Annotated in this window: 20 protein-coding genes; 14 read left to right on the forward strand and 6 right to left on the reverse strand. The window is 69.0% G+C overall.

Features of this window, described 5'->3' with window-relative positions; all coding sequences use genetic code 11:
* The first annotated feature begins 31 nt into the window (after positions 1 to 31).
* Positions 32 to 2,854 carry a translation initiation factor IF-2 gene (gene infB, locus ABD188_RS10110; protein WP_344067008.1) on the forward strand — a complete coding sequence of 941 codons (2,823 nt, stop codon included), beginning with the start codon at positions 32 to 34 and terminating at the stop codon, positions 2,852 to 2,854.
* Between the two features lie 94 nt (positions 2,855 to 2,948).
* Here infB and ABD188_RS10115 read toward each other — a convergent pair whose 3' ends face one another.
* The 5 genes from ABD188_RS10115 to ABD188_RS10135 form a co-directional block, all read right to left on the reverse strand.
* Positions 2,949 to 4,091: a glycosyltransferase gene (locus ABD188_RS10115; protein ID WP_344061384.1), complete on the reverse strand. Its 1,143-nt coding sequence runs from the start codon at positions 4,089 to 4,091 to the stop codon at positions 2,949 to 2,951.
* A gap of 77 nt (positions 4,092 to 4,168) precedes the next feature.
* A complete protein-coding gene (locus ABD188_RS10120; protein WP_344061387.1) occupies positions 4,169 to 5,797 on the reverse strand; it encodes an ArnT family glycosyltransferase in 1,629 nt (542 codons plus the stop codon).
* The gene (locus ABD188_RS10125; RefSeq protein ID WP_344061390.1) at positions 5,794 to 7,062 is read right to left on the reverse strand and encodes a glycosyltransferase family 2 protein; all 1,269 of its coding nucleotides are present in this window, start codon (positions 7,060 to 7,062) and stop codon (positions 5,794 to 5,796) included. The genes ABD188_RS10120 and ABD188_RS10125 overlap by 4 nt, the downstream gene beginning before the upstream one ends.
* Positions 7,063 to 7,262: 200 nt before the next feature.
* Positions 7,263 to 7,946 (reverse strand): hypothetical protein, encoded by a 684-nt coding sequence (locus ABD188_RS10130; protein ID WP_344061392.1) that lies wholly within the window; start codon positions 7,944 to 7,946, stop codon positions 7,263 to 7,265.
* Complete coding sequence (locus ABD188_RS10135) at positions 7,943 to 10,522, reverse strand: galactose oxidase-like domain-containing protein (protein ID WP_344061393.1); 2,580 nt, start codon at positions 10,520 to 10,522, stop codon at positions 7,943 to 7,945. The genes ABD188_RS10130 and ABD188_RS10135 overlap by 4 nt, the downstream gene beginning before the upstream one ends.
* 601 nt (positions 10,523 to 11,123) lie before the next feature.
* On the opposite strand from ABD188_RS10135, the gene rbfA reads away from it, so the two are divergent.
* Positions 11,124 to 11,663 (forward strand): 30S ribosome-binding factor RbfA, encoded by a 540-nt coding sequence (gene rbfA, locus ABD188_RS10140; protein WP_344061396.1) that lies wholly within the window; start codon positions 11,124 to 11,126, stop codon positions 11,661 to 11,663.
* Between the two features lie 222 nt (positions 11,664 to 11,885).
* Here rbfA and ABD188_RS10145 read toward each other — a convergent pair whose 3' ends face one another.
* Positions 11,886 to 12,767, reverse strand: coding sequence for an HhH-GPD family protein (locus ABD188_RS10145; RefSeq protein WP_344061399.1), 882 nt, complete (start codon positions 12,765 to 12,767; stop codon positions 11,886 to 11,888).
* 211 nt (positions 12,768 to 12,978) lie between these two features.
* On the opposite strand from ABD188_RS10145, the gene ABD188_RS10150 reads away from it, so the two are divergent.
* The 12 genes from ABD188_RS10150 to ABD188_RS10205 all read left to right on the forward strand — a co-directional run bounded on the left by ABD188_RS10150 (position 12,979) and on the right by ABD188_RS10205 (position 24,355).
* Positions 12,979 to 13,665: a nucleoside/nucleotide kinase family protein gene (locus ABD188_RS10150; RefSeq protein ID WP_344061402.1), complete on the forward strand. Its 687-nt coding sequence runs from the start codon at positions 12,979 to 12,981 to the stop codon at positions 13,663 to 13,665.
* Complete coding sequence (gene truB / locus ABD188_RS10155; RefSeq protein ID WP_344061405.1) at positions 13,665 to 14,561, forward strand: tRNA pseudouridine(55) synthase TruB; 897 nt, start codon at positions 13,665 to 13,667, stop codon at positions 14,559 to 14,561. Before ABD188_RS10150 ends, truB begins: the two co-directional genes overlap by 1 nt.
* Entirely contained in the window at positions 14,558 to 14,926 is a 369-nt protein-coding gene (locus ABD188_RS10160) for a hypothetical protein (RefSeq protein WP_344061408.1), read from the forward strand. Before truB ends, ABD188_RS10160 begins: the two co-directional genes overlap by 4 nt.
* Positions 14,927 to 14,978: 52 nt before the next feature.
* Positions 14,979 to 15,431: a hypothetical protein gene (locus ABD188_RS10165; protein ID WP_344061411.1), complete on the forward strand. Its 453-nt coding sequence runs from the start codon at positions 14,979 to 14,981 to the stop codon at positions 15,429 to 15,431.
* Entirely contained in the window at positions 15,428 to 16,387 is a 960-nt protein-coding gene (locus tag ABD188_RS10170) for a bifunctional riboflavin kinase/FAD synthetase (RefSeq protein ID WP_344061414.1), read from the forward strand. The genes ABD188_RS10165 and ABD188_RS10170 overlap by 4 nt, the downstream gene beginning before the upstream one ends.
* 40 nt (positions 16,388 to 16,427) lie before the next feature.
* Positions 16,428 to 18,869 (forward strand): PEP/pyruvate-binding domain-containing protein, encoded by a 2,442-nt coding sequence (locus ABD188_RS10175; RefSeq protein ID WP_344061417.1) that lies wholly within the window; start codon positions 16,428 to 16,430, stop codon positions 18,867 to 18,869.
* Between the two features lie 4 nt (positions 18,870 to 18,873).
* The gene (locus tag ABD188_RS10180; RefSeq protein WP_344061420.1) at positions 18,874 to 19,476 is read left to right on the forward strand and encodes a TetR/AcrR family transcriptional regulator; all 603 of its coding nucleotides are present in this window, start codon (positions 18,874 to 18,876) and stop codon (positions 19,474 to 19,476) included.
* Positions 19,477 to 19,509: 33 nt separating this feature from the next.
* Complete coding sequence (locus tag ABD188_RS10185) at positions 19,510 to 19,887, forward strand: hypothetical protein (protein WP_344061423.1); 378 nt, start codon at positions 19,510 to 19,512, stop codon at positions 19,885 to 19,887.
* Positions 19,888 to 19,929: 42 nt separating this feature from the next.
* On the forward strand, positions 19,930 to 20,937 hold the full coding sequence (deoC, locus tag ABD188_RS10190; protein ID WP_344061426.1) for a deoxyribose-phosphate aldolase: 1,008 nt from the start codon (positions 19,930 to 19,932) through the stop codon (positions 20,935 to 20,937).
* A gap of 70 nt (positions 20,938 to 21,007) precedes the next feature.
* Positions 21,008 to 22,468: an aldehyde dehydrogenase family protein gene (locus tag ABD188_RS10195; protein WP_344061429.1), complete on the forward strand. Its 1,461-nt coding sequence runs from the start codon at positions 21,008 to 21,010 to the stop codon at positions 22,466 to 22,468.
* Entirely contained in the window at positions 22,465 to 23,328 is an 864-nt protein-coding gene (locus ABD188_RS10200) for an aldehyde dehydrogenase family protein (protein ID WP_344061432.1), read from the forward strand. Before ABD188_RS10195 ends, ABD188_RS10200 begins: the two co-directional genes overlap by 4 nt.
* 124 nt (positions 23,329 to 23,452) lie before the next feature.
* The gene (locus ABD188_RS10205; protein ID WP_344061435.1) at positions 23,453 to 24,355 is read left to right on the forward strand and encodes a glycerophosphodiester phosphodiesterase; all 903 of its coding nucleotides are present in this window, start codon (positions 23,453 to 23,455) and stop codon (positions 24,353 to 24,355) included.
* The last annotated feature ends 63 nt before the right edge of the window (positions 24,356 to 24,418 follow it).

Raw genomic sequence — 24,418 nt, forward strand, 5'->3', positions numbered from 1 at the left:
CAGGAGAATTGTGGCAAACGCCAAACCACGCGTGCACGAGATCGCCTCCGAACTCGGAGTCGACAGCAAGGTGGCTCTCGCCAAGCTGAAGGAGCTCGGCGAATTCGTCAAGAGCCCCTCGTCCACCATCGAGCCCCCCGTGGCTCGCAAGCTTCGCGCTGCCCTCGAGGCGGATGGCGCAGCGCACCCCGTGGCCGAGACCAAGGCCGCGGCTCCGGCGCGCCCGGCAGGTCGCCCGGGTCCAGTCCGTCCGGCTGCTCCCGCCGCCCCCGCGGCCCCGTCGACGCCCGTCGCCGCGGCACCCGAGGTGGCTCCGGCAGCACCCGCTCCGGCGGCGCCCGCACGCGCCGCCGCCGCGGCTCCGGCGGCTCCCGCGGCGTCCGCACCGGCCGCTCCGGCGCCCGCTGCCGCGGCTCCCGCCGAGCCCGCACCGACCGCAGCCGCTCCGGCGGCTCCGACCGCTGATGCCGGCGCCCCGGGCACGCCTCAGCCGCCTCGTCCGGGTGGCGCCCCGCGCCCCGGCAACAACCCCTTCGCGTCGGCGCAGGGCATGGGCCAGCGTCCGGCAGGACCCCGTCCGGGCAACAACCCGTTCGCGTCCGCACAGGGCATGGGCCAGCGCCCGAGCCCGACCCCCGGCAACATCCCTCGCCCGCAGGCGCCGCGTCCCGGTGCTCCGCGTCCGGGTGCTCCCGGCGCACGTCCGGGCGGCCCCGGTCGTCCCGGTGGCGCCGGTCGTCCCGGTGGTGCGCCGTTCCAGCAGCGTCCCGGCGGCCCCGGTCGTCCCGGCGGTGCCGGTGGCGGCGGCTTCCAGCGTCCCGGTGGTGCCCCTGGTGCCGCACCGGCCGGCGGTTTCGCCGGTCGTCCCGGTGGCGGCGGTGGCCGTGGCCGTGGTCCCGGCGGTGGCACCGCCGGTGCCTTCGGCAAGGGTGGCGGCAAGTCCAAGCAGCGCAAGTCGCGCAGGGCGAAGCGCCAGGAATTCGAGATGCGGGATGCGCCGACCGTCGGTGGCGTCAACGTCACGCGCGGCAACGGCGAGATCATCCGCATGCGCCGTGGCGCGTCGATCTCGGACTTCGCGGACAAGATCGAGAACATCACCGGCTACACCGTGCAGCCCGGAACCCTTGTGACCATCCTGTTCAACCTGGGCGAGATGGCGACCGCGACCGAGTCGCTCGACGAGGCGACCTTCGAAGTGCTCGGCGTCGAACTCGGCTACAAGATCCAGATGGTCTCGCCCGAAGACGAGGACAAGGAGCTCCTGGAGAGCTTCGGTCTGGATCTCGATCGCGAACTGGAGGACGAGAACGAGGAAGACCTCGAGATCCGTCCGCCGGTGGTGACCGTCATGGGTCACGTCGACCACGGCAAGACGCGACTGCTCGACGCGATCCGTCAGACCAACGTCGTCGCCGGCGAGGCGGGTGGCATCACCCAGCACATCGGCGCCTACCAGGTCTGGACCGAGCACGAGGGAATCGACCGCGCCATCACCTTCATCGACACCCCGGGTCACGAGGCGTTCACCGCGATGCGTGCACGTGGTGCGCAGGTGACCGACCTGGCGATCCTCGTGGTCGCCGCCGACGACGGCATCATGCCGCAGACGGTCGAGGCGCTCAATCACGCCCAGGCCGCCGGTGTGCCGATCGTCGTCGCGGTGAACAAGATCGACAAGCCCGACGCCAACCCGGCCAAGGTGCGCCAGCAGCTCACCGAGTACGGCCTCGTCGCAGAGGAGTACGGCGGCGACGTCATCTTCGTGGACGTCTCGGCTCGTGCCGGCACGAACATCCAGGAACTGCTGGATGCCGTGCTGCTGACCGCCGACGCGGGGCTCGACCTCACGGCCAACCCGAACAAGGCTGCCCGCGGTGTCGCGATCGAAGCGAAGCTCGACAAGGGCCGCGGCTCCGTGGCGACCGTCCTCATCCAGTCCGGAACACTCCGGGTCGGCGACGCGATCGTGGCGGGAACGGCTTACGGCCGCGTTCGCGCGATGGCGGACGAGAACGGCGACGCCGTCCTCGAGGCCTACCCGTCGCGTCCCGTGCAGGTGCAGGGGCTCAACTCCGTGCCGCGCGCCGGTGACACGTTCATCGTGACCGAAGAGGATCGCCTCGCCCGCCAGATCGCTGAGAAGCGTGAAGCAGCCGAGCGCAACGCTCAGCTGGCGAAGGCGCGCAAGCGGATCTCGCTCGAGGACTTCACCCGTGCGCTCGAAGAGGGCAAGGTCGAGTCGCTCAACCTCATCATCAAGGGCGACGTATCGGGTGCCGTCGAGGCGCTCGAAGAGTCGCTCCTCAAGATCGAGGTCGACGACTCCGTGCAGCTGCGGATCATCCACCGCGGCGTCGGCGCCATCACGGAGTCCGACGTCAACCTGGCGACGATCGACAACGCGATCATCATCGGGTTCAACGTCCGCCCCGACACGAAGGCGCGCGAGCGCGCCTCTCGCGAGGGTGTCGACACGCGCTTCTACTCGGTCATCTACAACGCGATCGATGACGTCGAGCAGTCGCTCAAGGGTCTGCTCAAGCCCGAGTACGAAGAGATCCGCTCCGGTGTGGCCGAGATCCGCGAGGTGTTCCGCTCCTCGAAGTTCGGCAACATCGCCGGTGTCATCGTGCGCAGCGGCACCATCACGCGCAACGCGAAGGCTCGTGTCATCCGCGACGGCGTGGTCATCGCCGATGGCCTGGCCATCGAGTCGCTGCGTCGTTTCAAGGATGACGTCACCGAGGTCCGCACGGACTTCGAAGCCGGTATCGGCCTCGGTCGGTACAACGACATCCAGATCGGCGACGAGATCGAGACCACCGAGCTGGTGGAGAAGCCTCGCGGCTAGTCCGCCCTCGGTCCTGACATGGGATCGCCCCTGCCGGTGGGAGCGGCAGGGGCGATCCGTCCTTGAGACGCCGTGTATGTACCGGCGGCTCACATCACAGGACCTGGGGGTCCCGTGACACCTCTGCGGCGAGGCCCTTCGTGATGAGGGGGCTCACCGGCGTCGTGCGGCGCGGTCGGTATACGACGCGCGCGTGGAACACATAGCGGATCACGAAGGCGACGAGGATGGTGATCGCCTGGGCGATCACGCTCGAGATGTGTCCGAATTGCACGAATGCGAACAGGAGCGGCATTCGCAGGGCCGCCTCGACGGAGTTGAAGCCGACCGAGCCCGCAAACCTCGTCCAGAAGCCTCGGCCTTCCCGCCGGAGGTCGCGGAAGACGAACAGCTCCTGCAGGAAGAAGTTCCCGATGATCGTCACTCCTGACGCGATGATCGCCGCGTACAGGTAGTCCATGCCGAACGCGATCAGCCCCGCCATGATGGCGAGGTTGACGACGGCGCCGACACCTCCGATGATCGCGAAGCGCGACATCCGCCCGAAGCGGAGCGCCGCGAGCTGCCGGAGAAAACGGAAGCCCTGCCTGACGTCGGCCTTCGACTCGCCAGCGTGCCGCTCGCCGAAGATGAACGGCTCTTCGACGACCTTGAGGCGTTGGCGTGCGAGTATTTCGAGAAGGATCTTGAACCCCTGCGGGCGAAGGTTGTGGACATCGATCGACGAGCGGCGGAGCGCGAAGAACCCGGTCATCGGGTCGGTGCAGTTGCGCAGGCGATTCGGGAACATCGCGCGCGTGATCGCGATCGACCCGTTCGACACGAGCCGGCGGGTGAAGCCGGCGAGACCGGCGTTGCTGCCGCCCCCGACGTGGCGTGAGGCCACGACGACGTCGGCGCCCGTTCCGCCGCCGGTCTCCATGAGCACCGGCACCATCTCGGGTGGGTGCTGAAGGTCGCCGTCCATGACGACGCACCAGTCGGTCGTCGCGGACTGCATCCCCTCGACCACTGCGCCGCTGAGGCCGCCGACCGGGTCGTCGCGGTGGATCATGCGGACCGGCACGGCGCTCCATCCGGAGGCGTCTGTGATCGCGGCGGGTGTGTCGTCGGACGAATCGTCGACGAACAGGATTTCGGATCCCGTCGGGAGACTCGTGGCGTTGAGTCGCCGGACGAGCTCGGCGACGTTCGGGGCTTCGTTGAACGTCGGGATGATTACGGTCGTCGCGTTCATTCCTTGCTCCTTCCTTGTCGGTGATGCGGATGGCGGTGGTGCGGGCGGCGGTGGTGCGGGCGTCGGATGCCGGTAGGTCACCCCTCCTCGTCAGTCGACGGATTCGGGACCGAGGCATGGTCCACTTCCCGGATCTTCCAGGCGCCGAACTCCGCGACGACGTGCGAGCTCTCGAGGGCCGTGCGCATCATGTCGAGGTCGAGATAGTCGATGTTGGGAGAGACCGTCGGGCCTTCGACGATCCAGTCGATCTCGTCCACGCCGCCCGGATGCTCCTGGTCGAACTGCGAGTCGAGATCGACCTTCTCCAGCACGATCGCCTGCCAGGGGTCGTCCCAGCCCTGCTTGCTGACGTCCTGCCACATGGAGTACGGCACGACGATGACCTCGTCGCGAGGCACGTTGTCGCTCACCCACTCGAGCGTCGACCGCCAGTCCTTGTTCTCATCCGTCGACGCGAGCAGCGGAAATCCACGCGTCAGCCACTGCTCGACGGGGATGAACAGAACCGCCGTCCCGATGACAGCGGCCACGAGCACCGAACCGCCGATGGAGAGCCGCGGAAGGTACGTGCGCAGGACGGTGCGGAGCATCCGCCACACCAAGTGGATGCCGCTGCCGATCGCGAGCGCGAAGAACGGGAGCCCGGACACGATGTACATCGCAGGGAGGTACCCCTGTCCGACGAAGACCGGCAGTGCGAAGCAGAGAATTGCGACGGGGATCCAGCGGGTCCTTCGGGTGAAGGCGCACAGCGCGGCCCCGATGAGACCCCCGATGATGAGGTACCCGTCGAGGAAGAGCCAGCTCTGCAGCAGATCGTTGCGAGGCGACCCCACCTCCCAGATCCAGCCCGATCCCGAGCGCGAGAGGAACTGGTATGCGAGGCCGTCCTGAAGCGACACGTGGCCCGCCCCGGAGATGAGCTCTCCGCGCAGCGCCGCCATGAGGGGGAACAGCATGATGACGAGTCCACCGACGCCGAGGAAGCCGACGATCGAGAAGGCGCGGCTCCGCCATCGCGTGCGGTCCAGCATCGCGAGGAGAAGCGCGGGCCCGAACGCTGCGAGCGTGAGCTTGGAGAGCACGCCGATGGCGAACGAGATGCCGGCGCCCACATGGTGCCACATCGCGACGCGAGGGGAGATCGCGAGATAGAACGCGAAGAGGATCCAAGGCACACCGACCGTATCGAGGAACACCTGGCGTCCGAGGGTCAGGGACAGCGGCGAGCAGACGAAGATCGCCGCGGCGAGAACGGCGAAGGGTCGGCGCACGAGCATTCTTCGTGCGACGAGGAAGACGAGCGTCGCGGTGATGGCGAAGAGGAACGCCGAGACGTATCGCATCGCCGCAAGGTCGGAGCCTGCGCCGAGCCCGAGAGCCTGCGGGATCCACCCGAGGATCGCAAGCTGGATCCACCCGAAGGGCGGGTGGTCGTACCAATACGTGTACGGAGCGAGCCCGCCGGCCTGCACAGCGACCGCCTGCGCGACGTACGTCCCCTCGTCGTCCTGATAGGTCGGCGCGCCGTTGACGTTCCACGCACCGATGACGAGGGCCACCGCGAAGACGATGAGCATCGTGGTGTTGTCGGTGACGCTCAGCCACGTCCGCAGGCGTCCGGGTGCCCGCGTGAGAGCCGCTTCGGCATGGGCCTCCCGCCTGGTCTGTGGTTGGCCGATCTCGCGCTCGATGACCATCATGACGATGCCCCCGCCCCGAGGTATCCGAGGTGGCTGCCGGCATGCGCCGTCTTCTCCCAGCGGAAGTCGCCGGTGCGGAACTTCGCGTAGGCCCGCAGAGCCGCGAAAGCCAGCAGCATCTGGTAGAACGGCGTGCTCAGGACGAGGATGGCGTATTCACGCGTCCGGATCGCGAAGCCGTGGTCGCGCCCGAACTCGCGGAACATGCAGGCTTCGAATCCGACCGTCGCCAGTGTCGTGATGAGCGGGATGAAGGTCAGCATCGTCACACCGAGCGGGAACTTGCCCCAGATCGCGAGGGCGATCGAAAGTGGGATCGCGAGACCGGTGAGGGCCATGAGGTGCTGCTGCGTAAGCGTCCACCACGCGGTCGCCCGCTCGCGCAGAGTCGGCAGTCGCTTCCACAGCCCCTTCGCATACACCTGCATGAAGCCGAGCGACCATCTCGTCCGCTGCTTGACGAGAGCGCGCACCGTGTCGGGCGTCTCTTCGCGTGTCACGAGCTCAGGGGAGTACGCGACCACGATGCGGTGGTGCAGCGTGGAGAGTCGCACGCCGAGCTCGCAGTCCTCGGCGAGGCAGTTCTCGTCCCATCCGCCGACGTCTTCGAGCAGCGTCCGGCGTACGAAGACCGTGTTGCCGCCGAGCGGGATGAACCCGAGCCTCGCGTGGATGTGCAGCCGCGAGCTGAACCAGATGAAGTACTCGAGGCAGTTGCGCAGCGAGAACCACGTGTCCCGATAGTTGATGAGTTGCACGGCGCCCTGCACGGCATCCGCTCCCGTCGCGCGGAAGCTGTTGTCGATGTTGCGCAGCAGGTTGGGGGCCGCGATCGACTCGGCGTCGAAGACTCCCACGATGTCGTTCCGGCACATCCGCAGCGCCGTGTTGAGCTGGCGGGGCTTGTTCTTGACCGGGCTGTGGTCCACCGAGACGCGGACGCGCCCGGGGTCCTCACCGGCGAGCCGCTCGGCGATCGCGACGGTCTCAGGGTCGTCGTGGCCGACCGAGATGAGCACTTCGAGGGTCTGGTGGTTCTGCGAGAGGAGCCGTTCGAGCGTGGCGCGCATGACGTCCTCCTGCTCATGACGGCAAGGCATGATCAGCGAGAAGCTGAGGCCGTCCTCGCCGTCGAGGGCGGGGTAGGTGGTGAGAGCTCGTGCCTCGGGGTCCCACCACGCGTACGTCGCGGCGTACAGCGTGCTGAGCGAAAGGGCGAGCAGGACGAGCGAGAACAGGATCAGAAGGATCGATGCGAAGACCATGGAGACTCCGTGGGGTCGTGGAGCAGGATGGGTGGGTCACGCTGGATGGGTCGGCAAACGCCGCCGGATGGGTCGGGTGACCGGAGCGGCTGGAGCGGCTGGAACGGGCGGATCGGGTGGCTGGAACGGGTGGGTCGGGCGGATCGGGTGGCTGGAACGGGTGGGTCGGGGGTGCGGCGGCTGATGGCCCCGCCGTCGGTTCAGTCGGGTTCGCAGGCGGTGCCGTCGTCGTCGGCGTCGAGCGTGTCGGGGTCGACGCCGGGCACCCGCACCGCTATGCCGTCCGGGAAGTACTCGCGAACCTCCTCGCACTTCCAGGTGTGGACCATCGATGCGGGATCGAGCCCTGCGTCGATCATCTCGGCAGCGTGCGCGGACTGGCTGGGCGGGATGACGGGCAGGCACTGGCCGTCATCCCCGTAGGCCGGGTTGCAGCCGCCGAGCGTGGCGTCGGGATCGATGACCTCGCCCGGCTTGACGTCGGGGCGCGGCTTGCCGAGTCCTGCAGCCCCGTTCCGCGTGGGCGCCTCAGCCTCCGACGTTGCGAGAGCGGAGGCCTGGATCGACGCCGTGCCGCCGCTCCGGGCGCCATCGAGCGCGAACGGGTTGCTTCCGGCCGCAGCCGCGAGCGAGGCCTGCGGAGTGTCTCCCGCTGATTCGGACTCAGGCGGGACGACCGTCGACGCATCGCGTGTCGTGGCGTCGCCCGCATCCGAACCACCCACGATCACCGACAGGTGGCCGGTGTGTGGGTCGATCGTCTCGGCGCTCGTCTCCGCGACCGACCGCGGCCACAGGGCGGCGCCTCCGCCGGCGACGAGGAGCGTCGAAGCGACGATTGCGACGATCATACGAGCGCGGCTGCCGCGTTTCATTGTGCTCATGAGATCCACACCCATTTCGCGATGCTGGGGACGCCGTCGCCGTCGAGCACCGTCAGCATGTACGGCCCAGGCGGCAGGAGGTTCGGGTTGGCCGGGATGTGCGCGGTGCGCGTTCCACCACTTCCGGTGAGGGGGACATCGACGAGGCGCGCATTCGTGTCTGTCTGGTGCGTCGATGACATGGGCGACAAGAGGGATGCCGACACGATCTGGCCGGTGGTTCCGAGGCCGAAGGACTCGCCATACGTCACCGCAGCCGGAGCGCTCGTGATGGTCGGCCGCGTGCCGCGGAACATGTAGGGCGGGCTGTAGACCGAGACCCTGGTCTCGAACGAGTTGTCGGCGGGGTTCGACCCGAAGACCACGACCCGGCCGTCCGGGAGGACGAGCGAGGTCGAGTGATAGTTGCGTCCCACGGGATCGGGATCGATGCTCTTCCACACGCCGGCCGTGGTGCGGTAGATCGCCGCAGTCAGCACGTTGTCGGAACGGTTGTGCTGCGCGCCGTCGGCCGCGAGCACGGTCCGGTCAGGCAGGGTCAAGAGGTTCACGTATGCCTTGCCGGACCCCGGAAGAGTCGGGCCCGCCTCATAGTGCGGGGCGGTCACGCTCAGATCGATGATGTCGACGAGATTGATCGCGGGAAGGTTCGAGTCGGTGTTGCCGCCGCCCACGATCATCACCTTCTGATCTTGTGCGGGCGGGAGGAGGACGGAGCCCGCCTGGTCGCGAAGATCCTTCTCGCGAAGGCCGGGGACATCCCAGATCTGCGCCGTCGTCCAGTCGTACAGCGACGCCCCCGTGCCGGGCAGGCCATTGCCGAAGGTGTGCCCGCCGGCGTAGAACAGCATCCCGTCCTCGAGCAGGTACATGTGCGGGTAAGTGCCCCAGAAGCTCCACGTCTGCGGGACCTGGTTCGACGGGCGCCAGGTCATGGTCGCGTAGTCGAAGAGCTCGGTCAGCACCGTGCCCTCGGCCTTCTCGTCGAGGCCCCCTGCGGCCCAGAGGTCGCCGTTGCCGAGCTTGGTGAGGGTCGGGTACCAATGCCCGCCTCTCATGTCACTGGTGGGGTGGAACCGATCGTCTTCGGGGTCGAAGTAGTAACTCTTCTTGCTGCCCTTGAACGTGTTGGGGCCCTGGTCCTCTTCGGGGAAGGCCTCCGTCCCGCCGGACAGGAGGACCTTGCCGTCCGGGAGCGTGACGTGGCCCGTGCAGAACATGTCGTACGGAACCGGGATGTCGAGATAGGAGTCGTCGGACGGATCCCACACCTTCGCCGTGAAGGTGCCCGCCGCGAACGCGTTGCCGTCGTTGCCCGAGCCTGCGACCAGGAGCACGCGACCGTCGTGGAGCAAGGTCGTGTGGAGGGCGCGGACGGGCATCTCGTTCTCGAGCACGTCCCATTGCCCGATGTCGGCGGGTGAGCCGGGTGTCGGAGGCGGGGTGGGCGTCGGCGTCGGGGTCGGTGTCGGCGTAGGTGTCGGGGTCGGCGTGGGGCCGCCCTGCGCGGTGAGGGAGTAGCCCGTCGTCTTGAGCGTGCCGTTCGCCGAGATCGAGACGCCGAATGAGATGCGGTCGACGCCTGAGGGGATCGCGGGGAGGGTCGCAGCCGCGTGCGTCCAGGTCGCGGCCGCGGGCAGTCCGTTCACTTCGGTCCAGTACGCCCAGCCGGTCGCGGTGTGCTGGAAGGCGGTGATGCTGGTGGATGCGGTCGTGGAGGTGTAGTCGACGCCGATGTCATACGTCGCTCCGGGGACCACGGAGGGTGCGCACGCCGGTGCCTCCGACTGGAGCAGCTTCTGGTCGCCCGACACGCGGCCCGCCAGCGTGATCGAGTACGAACGAGCCCCCGCGGGAGCGGATGCCGGGACGTCGGTCGAGACGGCGGCCGACGTGGTGTGCTCGCCCCAACCCGCGAGCATGAAGCACGTCGGAACGGCCCCACCCGCGGCGAGATCCGGGTTTGCGACGAGGTTCGGTGTGGCCGGCGCCGTGGGCGTGGGCGTCGGAGTGGGCGTCGCGGTGAGGGTCGGCGTCGGACCCTCATCCGGCGCTCCGCTCCGCCACAGCGAGTAGTCGTCGGTTACGAGTGTGCCGTCGGCCGAAAGCGAGAGACCGAAGACGATTCGATCCGTCCCGGCGGGAATGTCGGGGGTCGTCGCGGCAGCCTGCCGCCAGCCTGCTGACGCAGGCTGCGTGCCGAGGTCGCCCCAGTACGTCCATCCGGCGGCGGAGTGGCGGAAGAGCGTCAGACCCACCGGCGCCGTCGAGGTGTACCAGATCGCGAGCTCATACGGCTGACCGGCCGTCACCGTGGGAGCGCACGAGGTGCTCTCGGTCTGGAGCAGCTTGCGGTCGCCGCTCTCGTGCCCGACAAGCGACACCGCGACGGCGCGGCCGCCGTTTCGACCAGGAACGAGCGACCACGCCGCTTCCGTCCCCCAGCCGCTGGCAGAGAAGCACGTCGGCCACGCGGCGCCGGCCTCGAGCGAATCGTTCGCGACGAGGTTCGCAGGCACGGCCTGTGCGAGGGCACTCGGTATCGCCGACAGCACCACCGCTGTCAGCGCGATCATGGCGATGACCGTCGATCGTCCCAGACGTGTGCGCAACACAACCCCCCCAGACGAGACCGCAGCGCGTTGCCGAGGCGATCCCGGGTACAGCAGGTGCAATAGCTCATTCAGACAGTCGCGTCCCAGCGCAAACCTGTCTCAGGAAGGGGAGCCGACCAGTGAAGGCGGTCGGCGATCCCCTGGGGCTTCATCACCCAGCGTGGTGCTGAGCAGGAGTGTATGGCTCCGGCTGCGTCGGCGGGGAGAGGACGTTTCGCCGTGGCGCGCCGTGACCACCCGGCCCCGAGCGGATCCGACATTTGCGGAGAGTCGTGCGCATTTCGGCGGAAAAGCCAGGTGAGAACTGAATTCGATTCGAGTCGGCGGAGATGCGGGGTGGCGGCATCCGTCGCTGTTGTCGACCGCGATCCAGCCGAGGGAAGTTAACTCTCCGTTCACGTGCGCGGCTGGTGGGACACGTCGGCGATGCCCGCGCGAAATCGGCCCGTAACGACCGAAGGAGGCCGACGGCGTACCCCACGACCCCGCCCGACTATCCTTGACACAGGGGTCGAGGGCCCCCCACGGCGCCCGAGCCGTGACAACCGCAGATGGGAGCGCCATGGCCGACAACGCCAGAGCGGCGAAGCTCGCAGACCGCATCCGGGTGCTGATCGCGGAACGTCTCGAGAAGGGCCTCCGCGATCCGCGGCTCGGATTCGTCACCATCACCGACGTCAAGGTGACCGGTGATCTGCAGCACGCGTCCGTCTTCTATACGGTCATGGGCGACGAGGCGCTGCGCGCCGACACCGCCGCCGCGCTGAAGTCCGCGACCGGGATGCTGCGCACCGAGGTGGGAAAGCATCTCAACACCCGGCTCACACCATCGTTGGAGTTCTTCCTGGACGCGATCCCCGAGAACGCCGACCACATCGCGGCTCTTCTGCGCGAAGCGCGCGAGCGCGATGAGGCCGTGGCGGGACTGGCGGCGACCGCGCAGTACGCCGGCGACGCCGACCCATACGTGAAGCCGCGTGGGTTCGAGGACGGCGACGCGGAAGCCGAGCTCGACGACGCGGAGCCCGACGACGCGGAGCCCGACGACGCGGACGCGGAGCGCGACGAGGCAGAAGCGCCCGCCCGCGGCGAATTCGCCTGATCTCTCCGAATCAGGTGGTTTCGCCTTGGACCTGCCTGACTGCGCCGAATCGCATCCTTCGGTGACAGTGCTGGGTCCCTCCGGCTGATTCGCGGTGCCCGCGCTGTGAGCACGGTCGACGACATCAGGAGAGTCGCCCGAATCAGGACGGATGCCGCTGAATCGTCCTGAATTCGCCGATCCTCCTGGTCTAGCGACGCGGCGTAGGGGTGCACCGACGAGTCAACCCGCAACCCGGTGCCCCGGCAGGGACAGAAGACCGCCGGATGCCTCGGCGAGGCCGTCGGCGATGAGGGAATCGATCGCGCGATCGCGCTGCAGGGCATCCGGCCAGTCCGCGATGACTTGAGCGAGGTCGACCGGCTGCGGAGCGGCATCCCGCAGCACTTTCAGCACCGCACCGCGTGCCTGGCGGTTGCTGCCCTCGTAGCGCGCCTGTCGACGACGGCCGTCGCCCGTATCGGGGTAGCCGGCAGCTCGCCACGCGCACTGATCCGCGAGCGGGCACACCTTGCACTTCGGTGCTCGAGCCGTGCACACGACGGCGCCGAGCTCCATCGCAGCGGCATTCACGATCGCCGCGTCAGCGGGGTGCTCCGGCAGGATCCGCGTCATCGCGTCGAGGTCCCGGCGGGATGGCGAACCGGACTGGGAGCGACCGTCGACGGCGCGAGACAGCACCCGTCGCGTGTTCGTGTCGACCACGGGATGCCGCTCCCCATACGCGAAGACCGCAACCGCCCGGGCGGTGTAGTCGCCGATGCCGGTGAGGGCGAGGAGTGCATCCACATCACGCGGAACGACCCCGGAGTGCCGGTCGCGAATCTCGACCGCGGCGCGATGCAGCCACAGTGCTCGCCGCGGGTAGCCCAGGTTCGCCCATTGCCGGACCGCCTCGGCCGGAGCGTCCGCCGCGAGCGCGGTGGGCGTCGGCCACCGCATGAGCCAGGCCTGGAGATGCGGGATGACGCGAGTGACCGGCGTCTGCTGAAGCATGAACTCGCTCACCAGTACGCCCCATGCTCCGAACCCGGGCCTGCGCCACGGCAGGTCGCGGGCGTTCTCGCCGTACCACGCGATGAGCGGGGTCGCGAGATCGGGCATGCCGTTCAGCCTAAGCTCGGCGAGCATCGGTCCCTGAGCCTGTCGAAGGGTCGATGCGGTGGCCGCACGCTCGGCAGGCTCAACGACCGACCAGGCTCAACGACCGACCAGGCTCAGCGACCGACCGGGCTCGGTGACCGCCGCGGCTCGGTGACCGACCCCCAACCACCCCCGGGGAAGCCTCCCCGCCACGCCGCCCTAGGCTGGAACCATGGCCCTTCCCGTCACTCCCGTCAGCACGCTCTGGCGCGAGCTGCGCGACGAGGTGCGGCGGCAGTACCGGGGCGGGCGCATCCTGCTTGCAGTGGATGGCGTCGACGGAGCCGGCAAGACCGTGTTCGCGGACGGGCTCGCGGATGTCTTCGCCGAGGCGGGCACGACGGTGTTCCGCTCATCGATCGACGGCTTCCACCGGCCCCGATCCGAGCGGTACGCCCGTGGGCGCCGGTCGCCCGAGGGCTTCTACCGCGACTCGTACGACTACGCGACGTTCCGCCGTGTGCTCATCGATCCGTTCCGCGAGGGGTGGCAGACGTCCGCCACGATCGGCTTTCAGCTCGCCGCGTTCGACTGGAGGCGCGATGCCGCGGTCGAGTCCGCGTGGGTCGCCGCGCCGCGGGATGCCGTCCTCATCGTCGACGGCGTGTTCCTCCATCGCCCCGAGCTGCGGGACCTGTGGGACTGGTCGCTGTGGCTCGAGGTGCCGTACCCCGTCGCGTATGCGCGGATGGCGCTCCGCGACGGCAGCGATCCCGACCCCGACGCGGCATCCAACCGCCGCTACCGCGATGGCCAGGAGCTCTACATCGACGAAGCCGACCCGAGAGGGGCGGCATCCGTGGTCGTCGACAACGCCGATCTCGCCCACCCGCGCCGCATCTCTCGGAGCAACGGCTGATGGTCGCCGCGGGCGTGATGCTCGTCGATAAGCCGGGCGGGATGACGAGCCACGATGTGGTCGCCCGTGCTCGGCGCGCGCTCGGCACGCGCAAGATCGGCCATGCCGGCACGCTCGATCCGATGGCGACGGGCCTGCTGCTCCTCGGCGTCGAGGGTGCGACGCGGCTTCTCACCTTCATCGTCGGGCTCGACAAGACCTACCACGCCACGATCCGGCTCGGCGTCTCGACCGACACCGATGACGCCGAGGGCGACGAGACCGGGCGAGCGGATGCCGCGGTCCTCTCCGCGGCGACCCCCGAGCGCATCACGGCCGGCATCGCGGCCATGACGGGCCGGATCTCGCAGGTGCCGAGCACGGTCTCGGCGATCAAGGTCGACGGGCGGCGGGCGTACGACCTCGCCCGCGAGGGCGTCGAGGTCGCGCTCAAGGCGCGCGAGGTCACGGTGTCGAGGTTCGACGTCATCGCGTCGCGGAGAGATTCCCACGCCATCGACCTCGACGTGGTCGTCGACTGCTCGAGCGGCACCTACATCCGGGCTCTCGCCAGGGACCTCGGAGCCGGCCTCGGCGTCGGCGGGCACCTCACGGCGCTGCGACGGACACGGATCGGACCCTTCGACGTGTCGGATGCGGCATCCGTCGACGAACTGGCGGACACCTCGCTCACGGCGCCCGCTGTCGTCGCCGAAGCGGTGCTCGGGCGCTTCGACGTCACCGACGACGAGGCCAGAGACCTGCGCCACGGCAAGCGACTGGCTGGTGCCGCGCCGCGGCTCGCCGGCGACGCGGCCGCAGCCATCGACCGCGAAGGGAGACTCGTGGGAATCGTCGAACGAGTCGGCGGCGACGTCAAGAGCGTCATGAACCTGGCGCAGGAGGTTCCCCGATGATCCTCTGGTACACATACGTCGAGCTGATCGCCGCGGTGGCCGCCGGGCTTCTCTGCGTCATCGCGGGACTGGCCGGGAGGCGCCCGAGCGATCTCACGGTCGGCTCGCTGGCGCTCGTCGAGCTGCTCCTTCTCGCCCAGATCGTGATCGCGATCATCGCGCCCTTCGTCGGCAATCCGCCCACCGGCAGCCTGCTCGAGTTCTGGGTGTACCTGGTGTCGGCCGCTCTCCTCCTGATCGGCGCCGTCGGATGGGCCCTGCTCGAGCGCAGCCGATGGAGCACGGTCATCATGGGCATCGCCGCTCTGTCCGTTGCCGTCATGGTGTGGCGGATGCACGTGATCTGGACCGTTCAAGTGGCGTGAGCCCGGAGACCCGGCGCTGCGGGTTCGGCTCGCGGCCTAAGATTGACGAGTCATGTCGTCGTCGTCCGCCCGCCCCCGCATGACCGGCATCGGCCGCGTGCTCGTGATCGTCTACGCGATCATGGCGCTCGCCGCCACCGGTCGCTCATTCGTCCAGATCGTCCAGCGATACGACGAAGCACCGCTCGCGTACACGCTCTCGGCCATCTCGGCGCTGGTGTACATCCTCGCGACGCTGGCCCTGATCTTCTCGGGCTCGCGCGTCTGGTACCGCGTCGCGTGGATCACGATCCTGTTCGAGCTGGTGGGCGTGCTCGTCATCGGCACGCTGAGTCTGGTGCTCCCCGCGCTGTTCGCTCACCCCACCGTGTGGTCCTGGTTCGGCCTCGGCTACCTCTTCGTGCCGCTCGTGTTGCCGTTCTTCGGTCTCTGGTGGCTGATCACCCACCACCCCGCCGAGCGCTCGGCGACGTCGGATGCCGCAGCCACCGCGGTGGCGCCGTGATCGTCTTCCGCGACCCTGCCGAGGTGCCGGCGGGCTACGGACCGTCGGTGGTCGCGATCGGAAAGTTCGACGGGGTCCACTCCGGCCATCGGGCCGTGATCGACCGTGCCCGAGTGGATGCGGCGACCGGCGGAGCGCGTGTCGTGGCCGTCACGTTCGATCGCAACCCGCTCGCACTGCTGCGCCCCGAGCTCTGCCCCGAGAACCTGATCGGCGTGCACCAGAAGCTGCAGCTGCTCGCCGAGACCGGCATCGACGCGACGCTCATGCTGCGCTTCGACGAGCGGCTCGCGAACCTCTCGGCACGCGAGTTCGTCGAGCACGTCCTGGTCGGCGCGCTCGGGGTGCGGACGGTGCTGGTGGGGCGCGACTTCCGCTTCGGACGCGGCGGAGCCGGGAGCCCCGACACACTGCGCGAACTCGGCGCCGAGTACGGATTCGACGTCGATGTGGTCGATGATGTGCGGGCGATCGAACCCGGACGTCGGGTGTCGTCGACCTGGATCCGTGAAGTGCTCAGCACCGGCGACGTCGAGACCGCTGCCAAGCTGCTCGGCCGCCCGGCTTCGCTGTGGGGCGAGGTCGTGCACGGAGCCAAGCGCGGACGAGAACTGGGCTTTCCGACCGCGAACCTTTCGCCCGACCTCGAGGGATTCGTGCCGGCCGATGGGGTGTACGCCGGCTGGCTCATCGATGAGGGCTCGGCCGATGGGCTGCGCTCCGGCATCCGGTACCCCGCCGCGATCAGCGTGGGCACCAACCCGACCTTCGACGATGTGCCCGTCCGGCAGGTCGAGGCGTACGTGCTCGATGAGACCGACCTCGATCTCTACGGCCACAGCGTCGAGGTGCAGTTCACGTTCCGGATTCGCGGGATGGTCGCGTTCGAGGGCATCGAGCCGCTCAAGGCCAAGATCGCGGATGATGTCGAGCGGGTGCGCAAGGCGCTGACCTGATCGGAATAGGGTACGATCCGTACTCTATTCTGGAGGTCCGATGGAGCCCGTCCTCGAGTTGCGCGACGTCGGTCGCGGAGATTTGGCCGTCGCCGGCGGCAAGGGGGCCAATCTCGGCGAACTCGTGAGGGCAGGGTATGCCGTGCCCGATGGCTTCGTCATCACGACAGCGGTGTACGAGCGCGCGACCGCGGGGATCGCCGTGTCGTCGACGGATGCCGGCGCGAGGCGCGACGCCGTAGCGGATGCAGCGCTGCCCGACGACATGCGCGACGCCGTTGTGCGCGCGTACGAGCGGCTGGGCGCTGGTGCGGTCGCCGTCCGATCCAGCGCGACGGCCGAGGATCTGCCGGGCGCCGCCTTCGCGGGTCAGCAGGAGACGTTCCTCAATGTGTGGGGATCATCCGAGGTGCTCGACGCGGTACGCCGATGCTGGGCGTCGCTGTGGTCGGATCGGGCGATCGCCTACCGGGCCCAGCGCGGCATCCCGGATGACGAGGTACAGATCGCCGTCGTCGTGCAGGCGCTCGTCGCGGCTGACATCGCGGGCGTCATGTTCACCGCCGATCCCGTCACGGGGGAGCGCGACCGCATCGTGATCGACGCGAGTCCCGGTCTCGGCGAGGCTGTGGTGTCCGGCCTCGTCACGCCGCAGCACGTCATGCTCGATGCTCGAGATCGCTTGGTCGGGCAGCGCGGCGGAAACGCAGAAGTCGTCATCCGCGCGGCGGATGGCGGGGGCACGAGGGAAGAGCACGCGTCGGCGGACGGCACCCAGCTCACCACCGAACAGGCGCGAAGGCTCGCCGCGGTCGGCCGATCGATCGCCGCTCGCTTCGGGGCGCCGCAGGACATCGAGTGGGCATTCGAGGGCGAGAGGCTCTGGGTGCTTCAGGCGCGGCCGCTCACGGCGCTGCCCCCTGCACCGCGGCGAGTGAACGCGGTCCGCCGGATGATGGGATCGATCGTCGCGGAACTGCTGCCCGTGCGTCCGTACCCGCTCGACATGTCGACCTGGACGCTGCGGGGCCACGGCAGGATCCTCACCCGGATGCTCGCCGAGATCCCGGGTGTGAATCTCGATCTGGGTCGGATGCTGCCCGAAGCCGCGGGAGTCGTGGACGAGCTCGTGCCGCCCGAGCCGCGCCCCTCCGCGCGCACCCTGACGGCTCCGGCCAGGGCGATCCGCAAGGCGAGGCGATTCGACACGCGCGAGTGGACCGGCGATCCGCGATTCGCGCGGTTCGAGCGGGAGATCGCCGAGCTCCGGTCGCTCGAACCTCGCTCGCTCGACTGGGTCGAGCTCGTCGGGATCCCCCATCGCGTGCTGTCGTCACTCGACGGACTGATCACCCTGCGGATCGACTACCTGCCGCACGCGGGGCTGAGCCTGCTGAGGCTCCGACTCCGGCTCGGCGCGCTGGGACTGAGGGGCGAAGCGGGACCGCTGTCGCGCGGGCTGCAGACCCGCACGTCGCAGGCGAACGTCGACCTCGGCGCGCTCGCGCTCACCGTCGCATCGCGACCGGAGTGGCTGCAGGCGTTCCGCGAGAGCGATCCGGACCGGTTCGCGGATCGGCTCGCCTCCGACGAACGGCTCGCCGGCCTCCGTGAGCCGATCGCCGCCTACCTCTCCGAGTATGGGCACCGTGAGGTGCGGAGCGCCTTTCTGATGTCGGAGCCCACCTGGGGCGAGACCCCCGCCCTTCTCCACGCCGGGATCGCCGGCCTGCTGGACCGCCCCGAAGCGGCCGGCGAGCCGGGGTACGCCATCGCGGCGGTGGCGGTTGAGCGGCTGAGGTCCTATCGACGGATTCGGCTGACGAATTCGGCGCCGTCGATCCTCGCCGCCGCCGAAGCCGCACGGGCGGGCATCGCATTCCGCGAAGACACTCACTTCCACGCCACGCGAGGCTTGCCCGTGCTGCGCGGCGCGCTGCTCGAGGCGGGCCGCAGGCTGGCGGATGCCGGTGTGCTCGACACCACCGACGATGTGATGCACCTGCGGCTGGCGGAGATCACCGCGCTCGCCGGCCCTGAGGCTGCGGGCGGGGCGCTTCGCGAGAGAGCACTCGCGCGAAAGGCTCGCCGTGCGAGCTACGCGGGCGGCCCGCTCATCTCGCCGGCGACGCTCTACCCGCATCGCCGCGGCACCGGCGATGCGCTGGTCGCGGGCACCCCGGCCGGCGGCGGACGGGCTTCGGGAGCGGTGCGGGTGGTGCGAGGCCCGAGCGACTTCGCCTCACTGCGGGCGGGCGAGGTGCTGGTCTGTCCGTACACGAATCCGTCGTGGACTCCGCTGTTCGAGCGCGCGGCGGCGGTCGTGGTCGACTCCGGCGGACTCGCGTCGCGTGCGGCGATCGTCGCCCGCGAGTACGGCATTCCCGCCGTCATGGGCACGGGGATCGGCACCACCGTGCTGCACGACGGCGATGCTGTCACCGTCGACGGGGATGCCGGGCACGTCGTGCCGGCACGGTGAGCTCGTGACCGTGGGTCACGGGACGGCGAAGCGGCGTCGTGGCGCGGTGCTCGAGGCCGCGATCCTGGCCGCCGTGCTTCAGGAGCTCGGGGCCTCGGGATATGCCGGAATGAGCATGGATGCCGTGGCGGAACGGGCGCGAGTGAGCAAAGCATCGTTGTATCGACGGTGGTCGGGCAAGTCGGAGCTCATCGTCGCCGCGGTCTATCGGATCCTGCCCGACGCTGATGAGATCCCCGACACCGGCTCACTGCGCGCCGACCTTCTCGTCGCTCTCGGCGACGCTGCGGCGCAGCTGGCGGGTCCGGCCGGAGCGGGAATGCGCGGCATCCTGAGCGATGCTCTCGGCGACCCCGGCGTCGCCGACGAGCTGCGCTCTCGACGCAAGGGCCGCGGTGACGCCGTGATGCGGGAGATCGTCCGTCGCGCGAGAGCGCGGGGCGAGCTCGGTGACGGCGATCTCAGCCCGCGCGTGCTCGAGGTGGGGCATGCGATGCTCCGCCACGAGTTCCTGTTCGGGGGTGACGTGACCGAGGAGTACGTCACCTCTCTGGTGGACGAGGTGGTGCTCCCGATCCTGGTCGTGACAAGTCCGCCGGCGCCGTAGACCCTGCCGGACTGCGCCCCTACGATCGACACTGTGGATGCCGACCTGCTGGCCGTGGCCGCGGGAGCCGCCGATGTCGATTCGGTGAACCTCTGGGGGGCGCTCGGATGCGCCGTGGCGTACTCCGCCGCGCTGCTCGCGACCCTCGACGCGTTCGCCGACCTCATCCTCGCCCGCGGCGACTCGCCTGCCGGGCGACTGACACCAGCGGTAGGCTTGAAGTTCGGATCGAAGCTCGTCGCGGCTGCGATCGCCGTGATCGCGGCGGCCATCGTCCTCGCACTCGACTCGAACTGGTTCGCCTTCACGGTGCTGTCGATCGCGTTCGTGGTCGTGGTCGGAATCGGCCTGATCGTGATGATGCGAGACGGGCGGGCGACATCCGATCAGGGCTCGCACGGGACTGGATGACACTTCTCGCGTCGCCCGCCGATTCAGACTTGAGGGAGAACGATGAGCAGAACAGAGCTTCAGACGCTGCCGGAGCGCGCGGTCGAACTGCTCGGCGGAGAGCCCGACGACACAACCCTCCGCCGCTACCTCCACGGACTCCCCGGCGTCGACGCGGTAGGCCTCGAGCAGCGTGCGGCAGGCCTCGGAACACGTTCGATCAAGACCACGTCCAAGGCCTGGGCGCTCGACAAGATCATCGAGCTCATCGACCTCACCACGCTCGAGGGCGCGGACACCCCCGGCAAGGTCCGCTCGCTTGTTGCGAAGGCACTGAACCCGGATGCCGGCGACCCCACCTGCCCGCGCGTCGCCGCGGTCTGCGTCTACGGCGACATGGTGCCGCACGCGGTAGCCGCGCTCGGCGCGGCCCACGGCGATCCCGATGACGGCCTCGTCTCGGTGGCGGCCGTCGCGACGGCGTTCCCCAGCGGGCGCTCCTCGCTCGAGATCAAGCTCGCAGACACCGCGGATGCCGTCGCCTCCGGCGCCGACGAGATCGACATGGTCATCGACCGAGGCGCCTTCCTCGCTGGTCGGTACGGCCTCGTGTTCGACCAGATCGCGAAGGTGAAGCAGGCGTGCCGCCGGCCGGACGGGTCTTCGGCCTCGCTGAAGGTGATCCTCGAGACGGGTGAGCTCAACACCTACGACAACGTCAAACGCGCGTCGTGGCTCGCGATCCTCGCGGGCGGAGACTTCATCAAGACCTCCACCGGCAAGGTGCAGCCTGCGGCCACCCTTCCGGTCACGCTCCTCATGCTCGAAGTCGTGCGGGACTGGCACCGCACCACCGGCGAGAAGATCGGTGTGAAGCCTGCCGGTGGCATCCGCACCTCGAAGGATGCGATCAAATACCTGGTGACGGTCGCCGAGACGGTGGGCGAGGAATGGCTGCAGCCGCACCTGTTCCGGTACGGGGCATCGAGCCTGCTGAACGACGTGCTGATGCAGCGTCAGAAGCTTGCCAGCGGCCACTACTCCGGCGCCGACTACGTGACGATCGACTGATGCTTCGACAAGCTCAGCAACCTGATCGACAAGCTCAGCAACCTGATCGACAAGCTCGAACTGGAGAATCATGAGTTTCCTCGAGTACGCCCCGGCGCCCGAGTCGCGCGCCATCCTGAATCTGCGCGACGAGTACGGGCTGTTCATCAACGGCGAGTTCCGCGCCGGCACAGGCGAGTCGTTCGCGACGATCTCGCCGGCCGACGAGAAGCACATCGCCACGATCGCCTCGGCCAGCGACGCGGATGTCGATGCCGCGGTCGTCGCCGCGCGTCGTGCCCACGACAAGACGTGGTCGAAGATGAGCGGCCGCGATCGCGGCAAGTACCTGTTCCGGATCGCCCGCCTCGTGCAGGAGCGAGCCCGCGAGCTCGCCGTCGCCGAGTCGCTCGACAACGGCAAGCCGATCAAGGAGAGCCGCGACGTCGACGTGCCCCTGGTGGCCGCGTGGTTCTTCTACTACGCAGGATGGGCCGACAAGCTCGACTACGCAGGGCTGGGCGCCAACCCCCGTTCGCTCGGCGTGGCAGGGCAGGTCATTCCGTGGAACTTCCCGCTCCTCATGCTCGCGTGGAAGATCGCGCCGGCGCTCGCGGCGGGCAACACCGTCGTCATCAAGCCGGCAGAGACCACGCCCCTGTCGGCCCTGATCTTCGCCGAGATCCTGCAGCAGGCTGATCTGCCGCGCGGAGTCGTCAACATCGTGACCGGAGCCGGTGCGACCGGCGCAGCCGTGGTCGGGCATCCCGACGTCGACAAGGTCGCGTTCACCGGCTCCACGGGCGTGGGTCGCGCCATCGCGAAGGCGACCGCGGGAACGAACAAGAAGCTCACCCTCGAGCTCGGCGGCAAGGCCGCGAACATCGTGTTCGAGGATGCGCCGATCGATCAGGCGATCGAGGGCATCGTCAACGGCATCTTCTTCAACCAGGGCCACGTCTGCTGCGCGGGCAGCCGGCTGCTCGTGCAGGAGTCGATCCACGATGACGTCGTCGACCGGCTGAAATCCCGCCTCTCGACGCTGCGGATGGGCGACCCGCTCGACAAGAACACCGACATCGGCGCGATCAACTCTCTCGCGCAGCTCGACCGTATCCGCGAGCTCAGCCGGATCGGCGAGGAAGAGGGTGCCGAGCGGTGGACGGCCGACTGCGTCATCCCCGACAGCGGGTTCTGGTTCGCGCCGACGATCTTCACGAACGTGCAGGCGAGTCATCGCATCGCCCGCGACGAGATCTTCGGCCCGGTGCTGTCGGTGCTGACCTTCCGCACCCCTGCCGAGGCCATCGAGAAGGCGAACAACACCCCGTACGGCCTCTCGGCCGGCATCTGGAGCGACAAGGGCTCCCGCATCCTCGCGGTCGCCGATCGCCTCCGCGCCGGCGTCATCTGGGCCAACACGTTCAACCGCTTCGATCCGGCGAGCCCGTTCGGCGGTTACAAGGAGTCCGGCTACGGCCGTGAGGGCGGCCGCCACGGCCTGCTCGCTTACCTCAAGGGACCTTCGACAAGCTCAGGAACCGCAAAATGACGAAACGACTCAGCGTTCCGAAGACGTACAAGCTATACATCGGTGGGGCCTTTCCGCGAAGCGAGTCGGGCCGCACCTACGAGGTGACCTCGGACAAGGGCGAGTTCCTCGCCAACGCGGCGCTGGCATCACGCAAAGACGCGCGGGATGCCGCCACCGCCGCACGCGGCGCGGTGAAGGGCTGGTCCGGCGCGACCGCGTACAACCGCGGCCAGGTGCTGTACCGGGTGGCCGAGATACTCGAGGGTCGCAGGGCGCAGTTCGTGGACGAGATCGTGCAGCAGACCGGAGCGTCGGTGTCCGCTGCCACAGCCGAGGTGGACGAGGCGATCGATCGCTGGGTCTGGTACGCGGGCTGGTGTGACAAGTTCGGCCAGGTCGCCGGCAACGGCAACCCGGTCGCCGGGCCGTACTTCAACATCTCGGTGCCCGAGCCGACCGGAGTGGTCGCGGTCATCGCTCCGCAGGACACCGCGCTCGTCGGACTCGTGTCGGCTATCGCGCCGGTGCTCGTGCCTGGCAACACCGTCGTCGTGGTCGCCTCGCAGCGCTATCCGCTCTCGGCGATCAGCCTCGCCGAGGTGCTCGCGACATCCGACCTCCCCGGTGGAGTCGTGAACGTGCTCACCGGATCGCCCGCCGAGCTCGCACCGTGGCTCGCGTCGCACCCCGACATCCACGGCCTCGACCTCGTCGGTGCCGGCGACCTCGACTGGGTGGACCTGCAGGTCGCGGCGGCCGAGACGCTCACCCGCGTGCTGCCGCCCGAGCAGGGTGCGGATGCGGCATCGCCGAGTCTCGACCGGATCGCCGCCTTCACCGAGACCAAGACCGTCTGGCACACGAAGAGCCTCGTCTAGCGGTGATGTCCGAAAACGTGAGGGAAAACTGGGCGACCCTTTGGTAACGAAAGGGTAACGGCGCATGTAGAGTGGTCGCGCCCCGTCGAAGTGGACGGAGCGTACGACCCGAAGGACATGCCCGATGCCCGACGACGCCCAAGCCGATCGCGCCCGCGATCGGCTCAACGCGCTGCTGATCGTCTGCGTGCTCGCGATCGCGAGCGTGGTGATCGCCTTCCTCGGCGCGGCGCCGACGCGCGTGAGCGCGTCCGAGGTTCTCGGAGTCGCGAGAACTCCGGGCGACGCGGCATTCATCGCGAGTCACCGCGGGGGAGGAGCGACGGCTCCCGAGAACACCCTTCCCGCGGTCGGGGCCGCGCTCGCCGCGGGGTTCGACTACGTCGAGGTGGACGTCGCCCTCACGTCGGATCGACATCCCGTCCTCATGCACGATGCGACCGTGGACCGAACGACGGATGGGCACGGGGCTCTGGCCGCGCTGACGCTCGCTGAGGTGCAGGCGCTCGACGCCGGAACGTGGTTCGACAAGAGGTTCGCAGGGACGAGGGTGCCGACTCTGGAGGAATTCCTCGACGTCCTGGGCGCCTCGGGCCACCGCGCGATCGTCGAATTCAAAGGAGTGTGGGATGCCACGGCCGTCACCTCCGCGATCGGCGACGTGATCGCGCGAGATCTCGAGAGTCGTGTCGCGATCTCGAGCTTCGACGCGCGGACGCTCGCCCTCGTGGCAGCGGCGTCGGAGGTCGTTCCGCGGATGCTGATCCTCAAGCACATTCCCGATGACGTGGTGCGTGCCGCGGGCGAAGCCGGTGTGCGGGGCATCGTCGTGGATCGCAAGGCTGTGCTCAGCCGCCCGGAGGTCGTTGCCGAGGTGCACCGTGCCGGCATCCGGATCATCGTGTACACACTGAACCGCGACTCGCAGTGGGATGCCGTGACCGACCTCGGTGTCGACGGGATCGTCACGGACGCCCCCGACACCCTGGCCGAGTGGCAGCAGGCCGCTTCGGGGGACGCGGGCTGAGACCGGCGACGCGCTCGGCTGCACCGCCCCGGGCGCACGCCCTGGGAGCTGCCCAGAACACGG

Origin of the sequence: Microbacterium pumilum (assembly GCF_039530225.1) — a bacterium.
Taxonomy (GTDB): Bacteria; Actinomycetota; Actinomycetes; order Actinomycetales; family Microbacteriaceae; genus Microbacterium; species Microbacterium pumilum.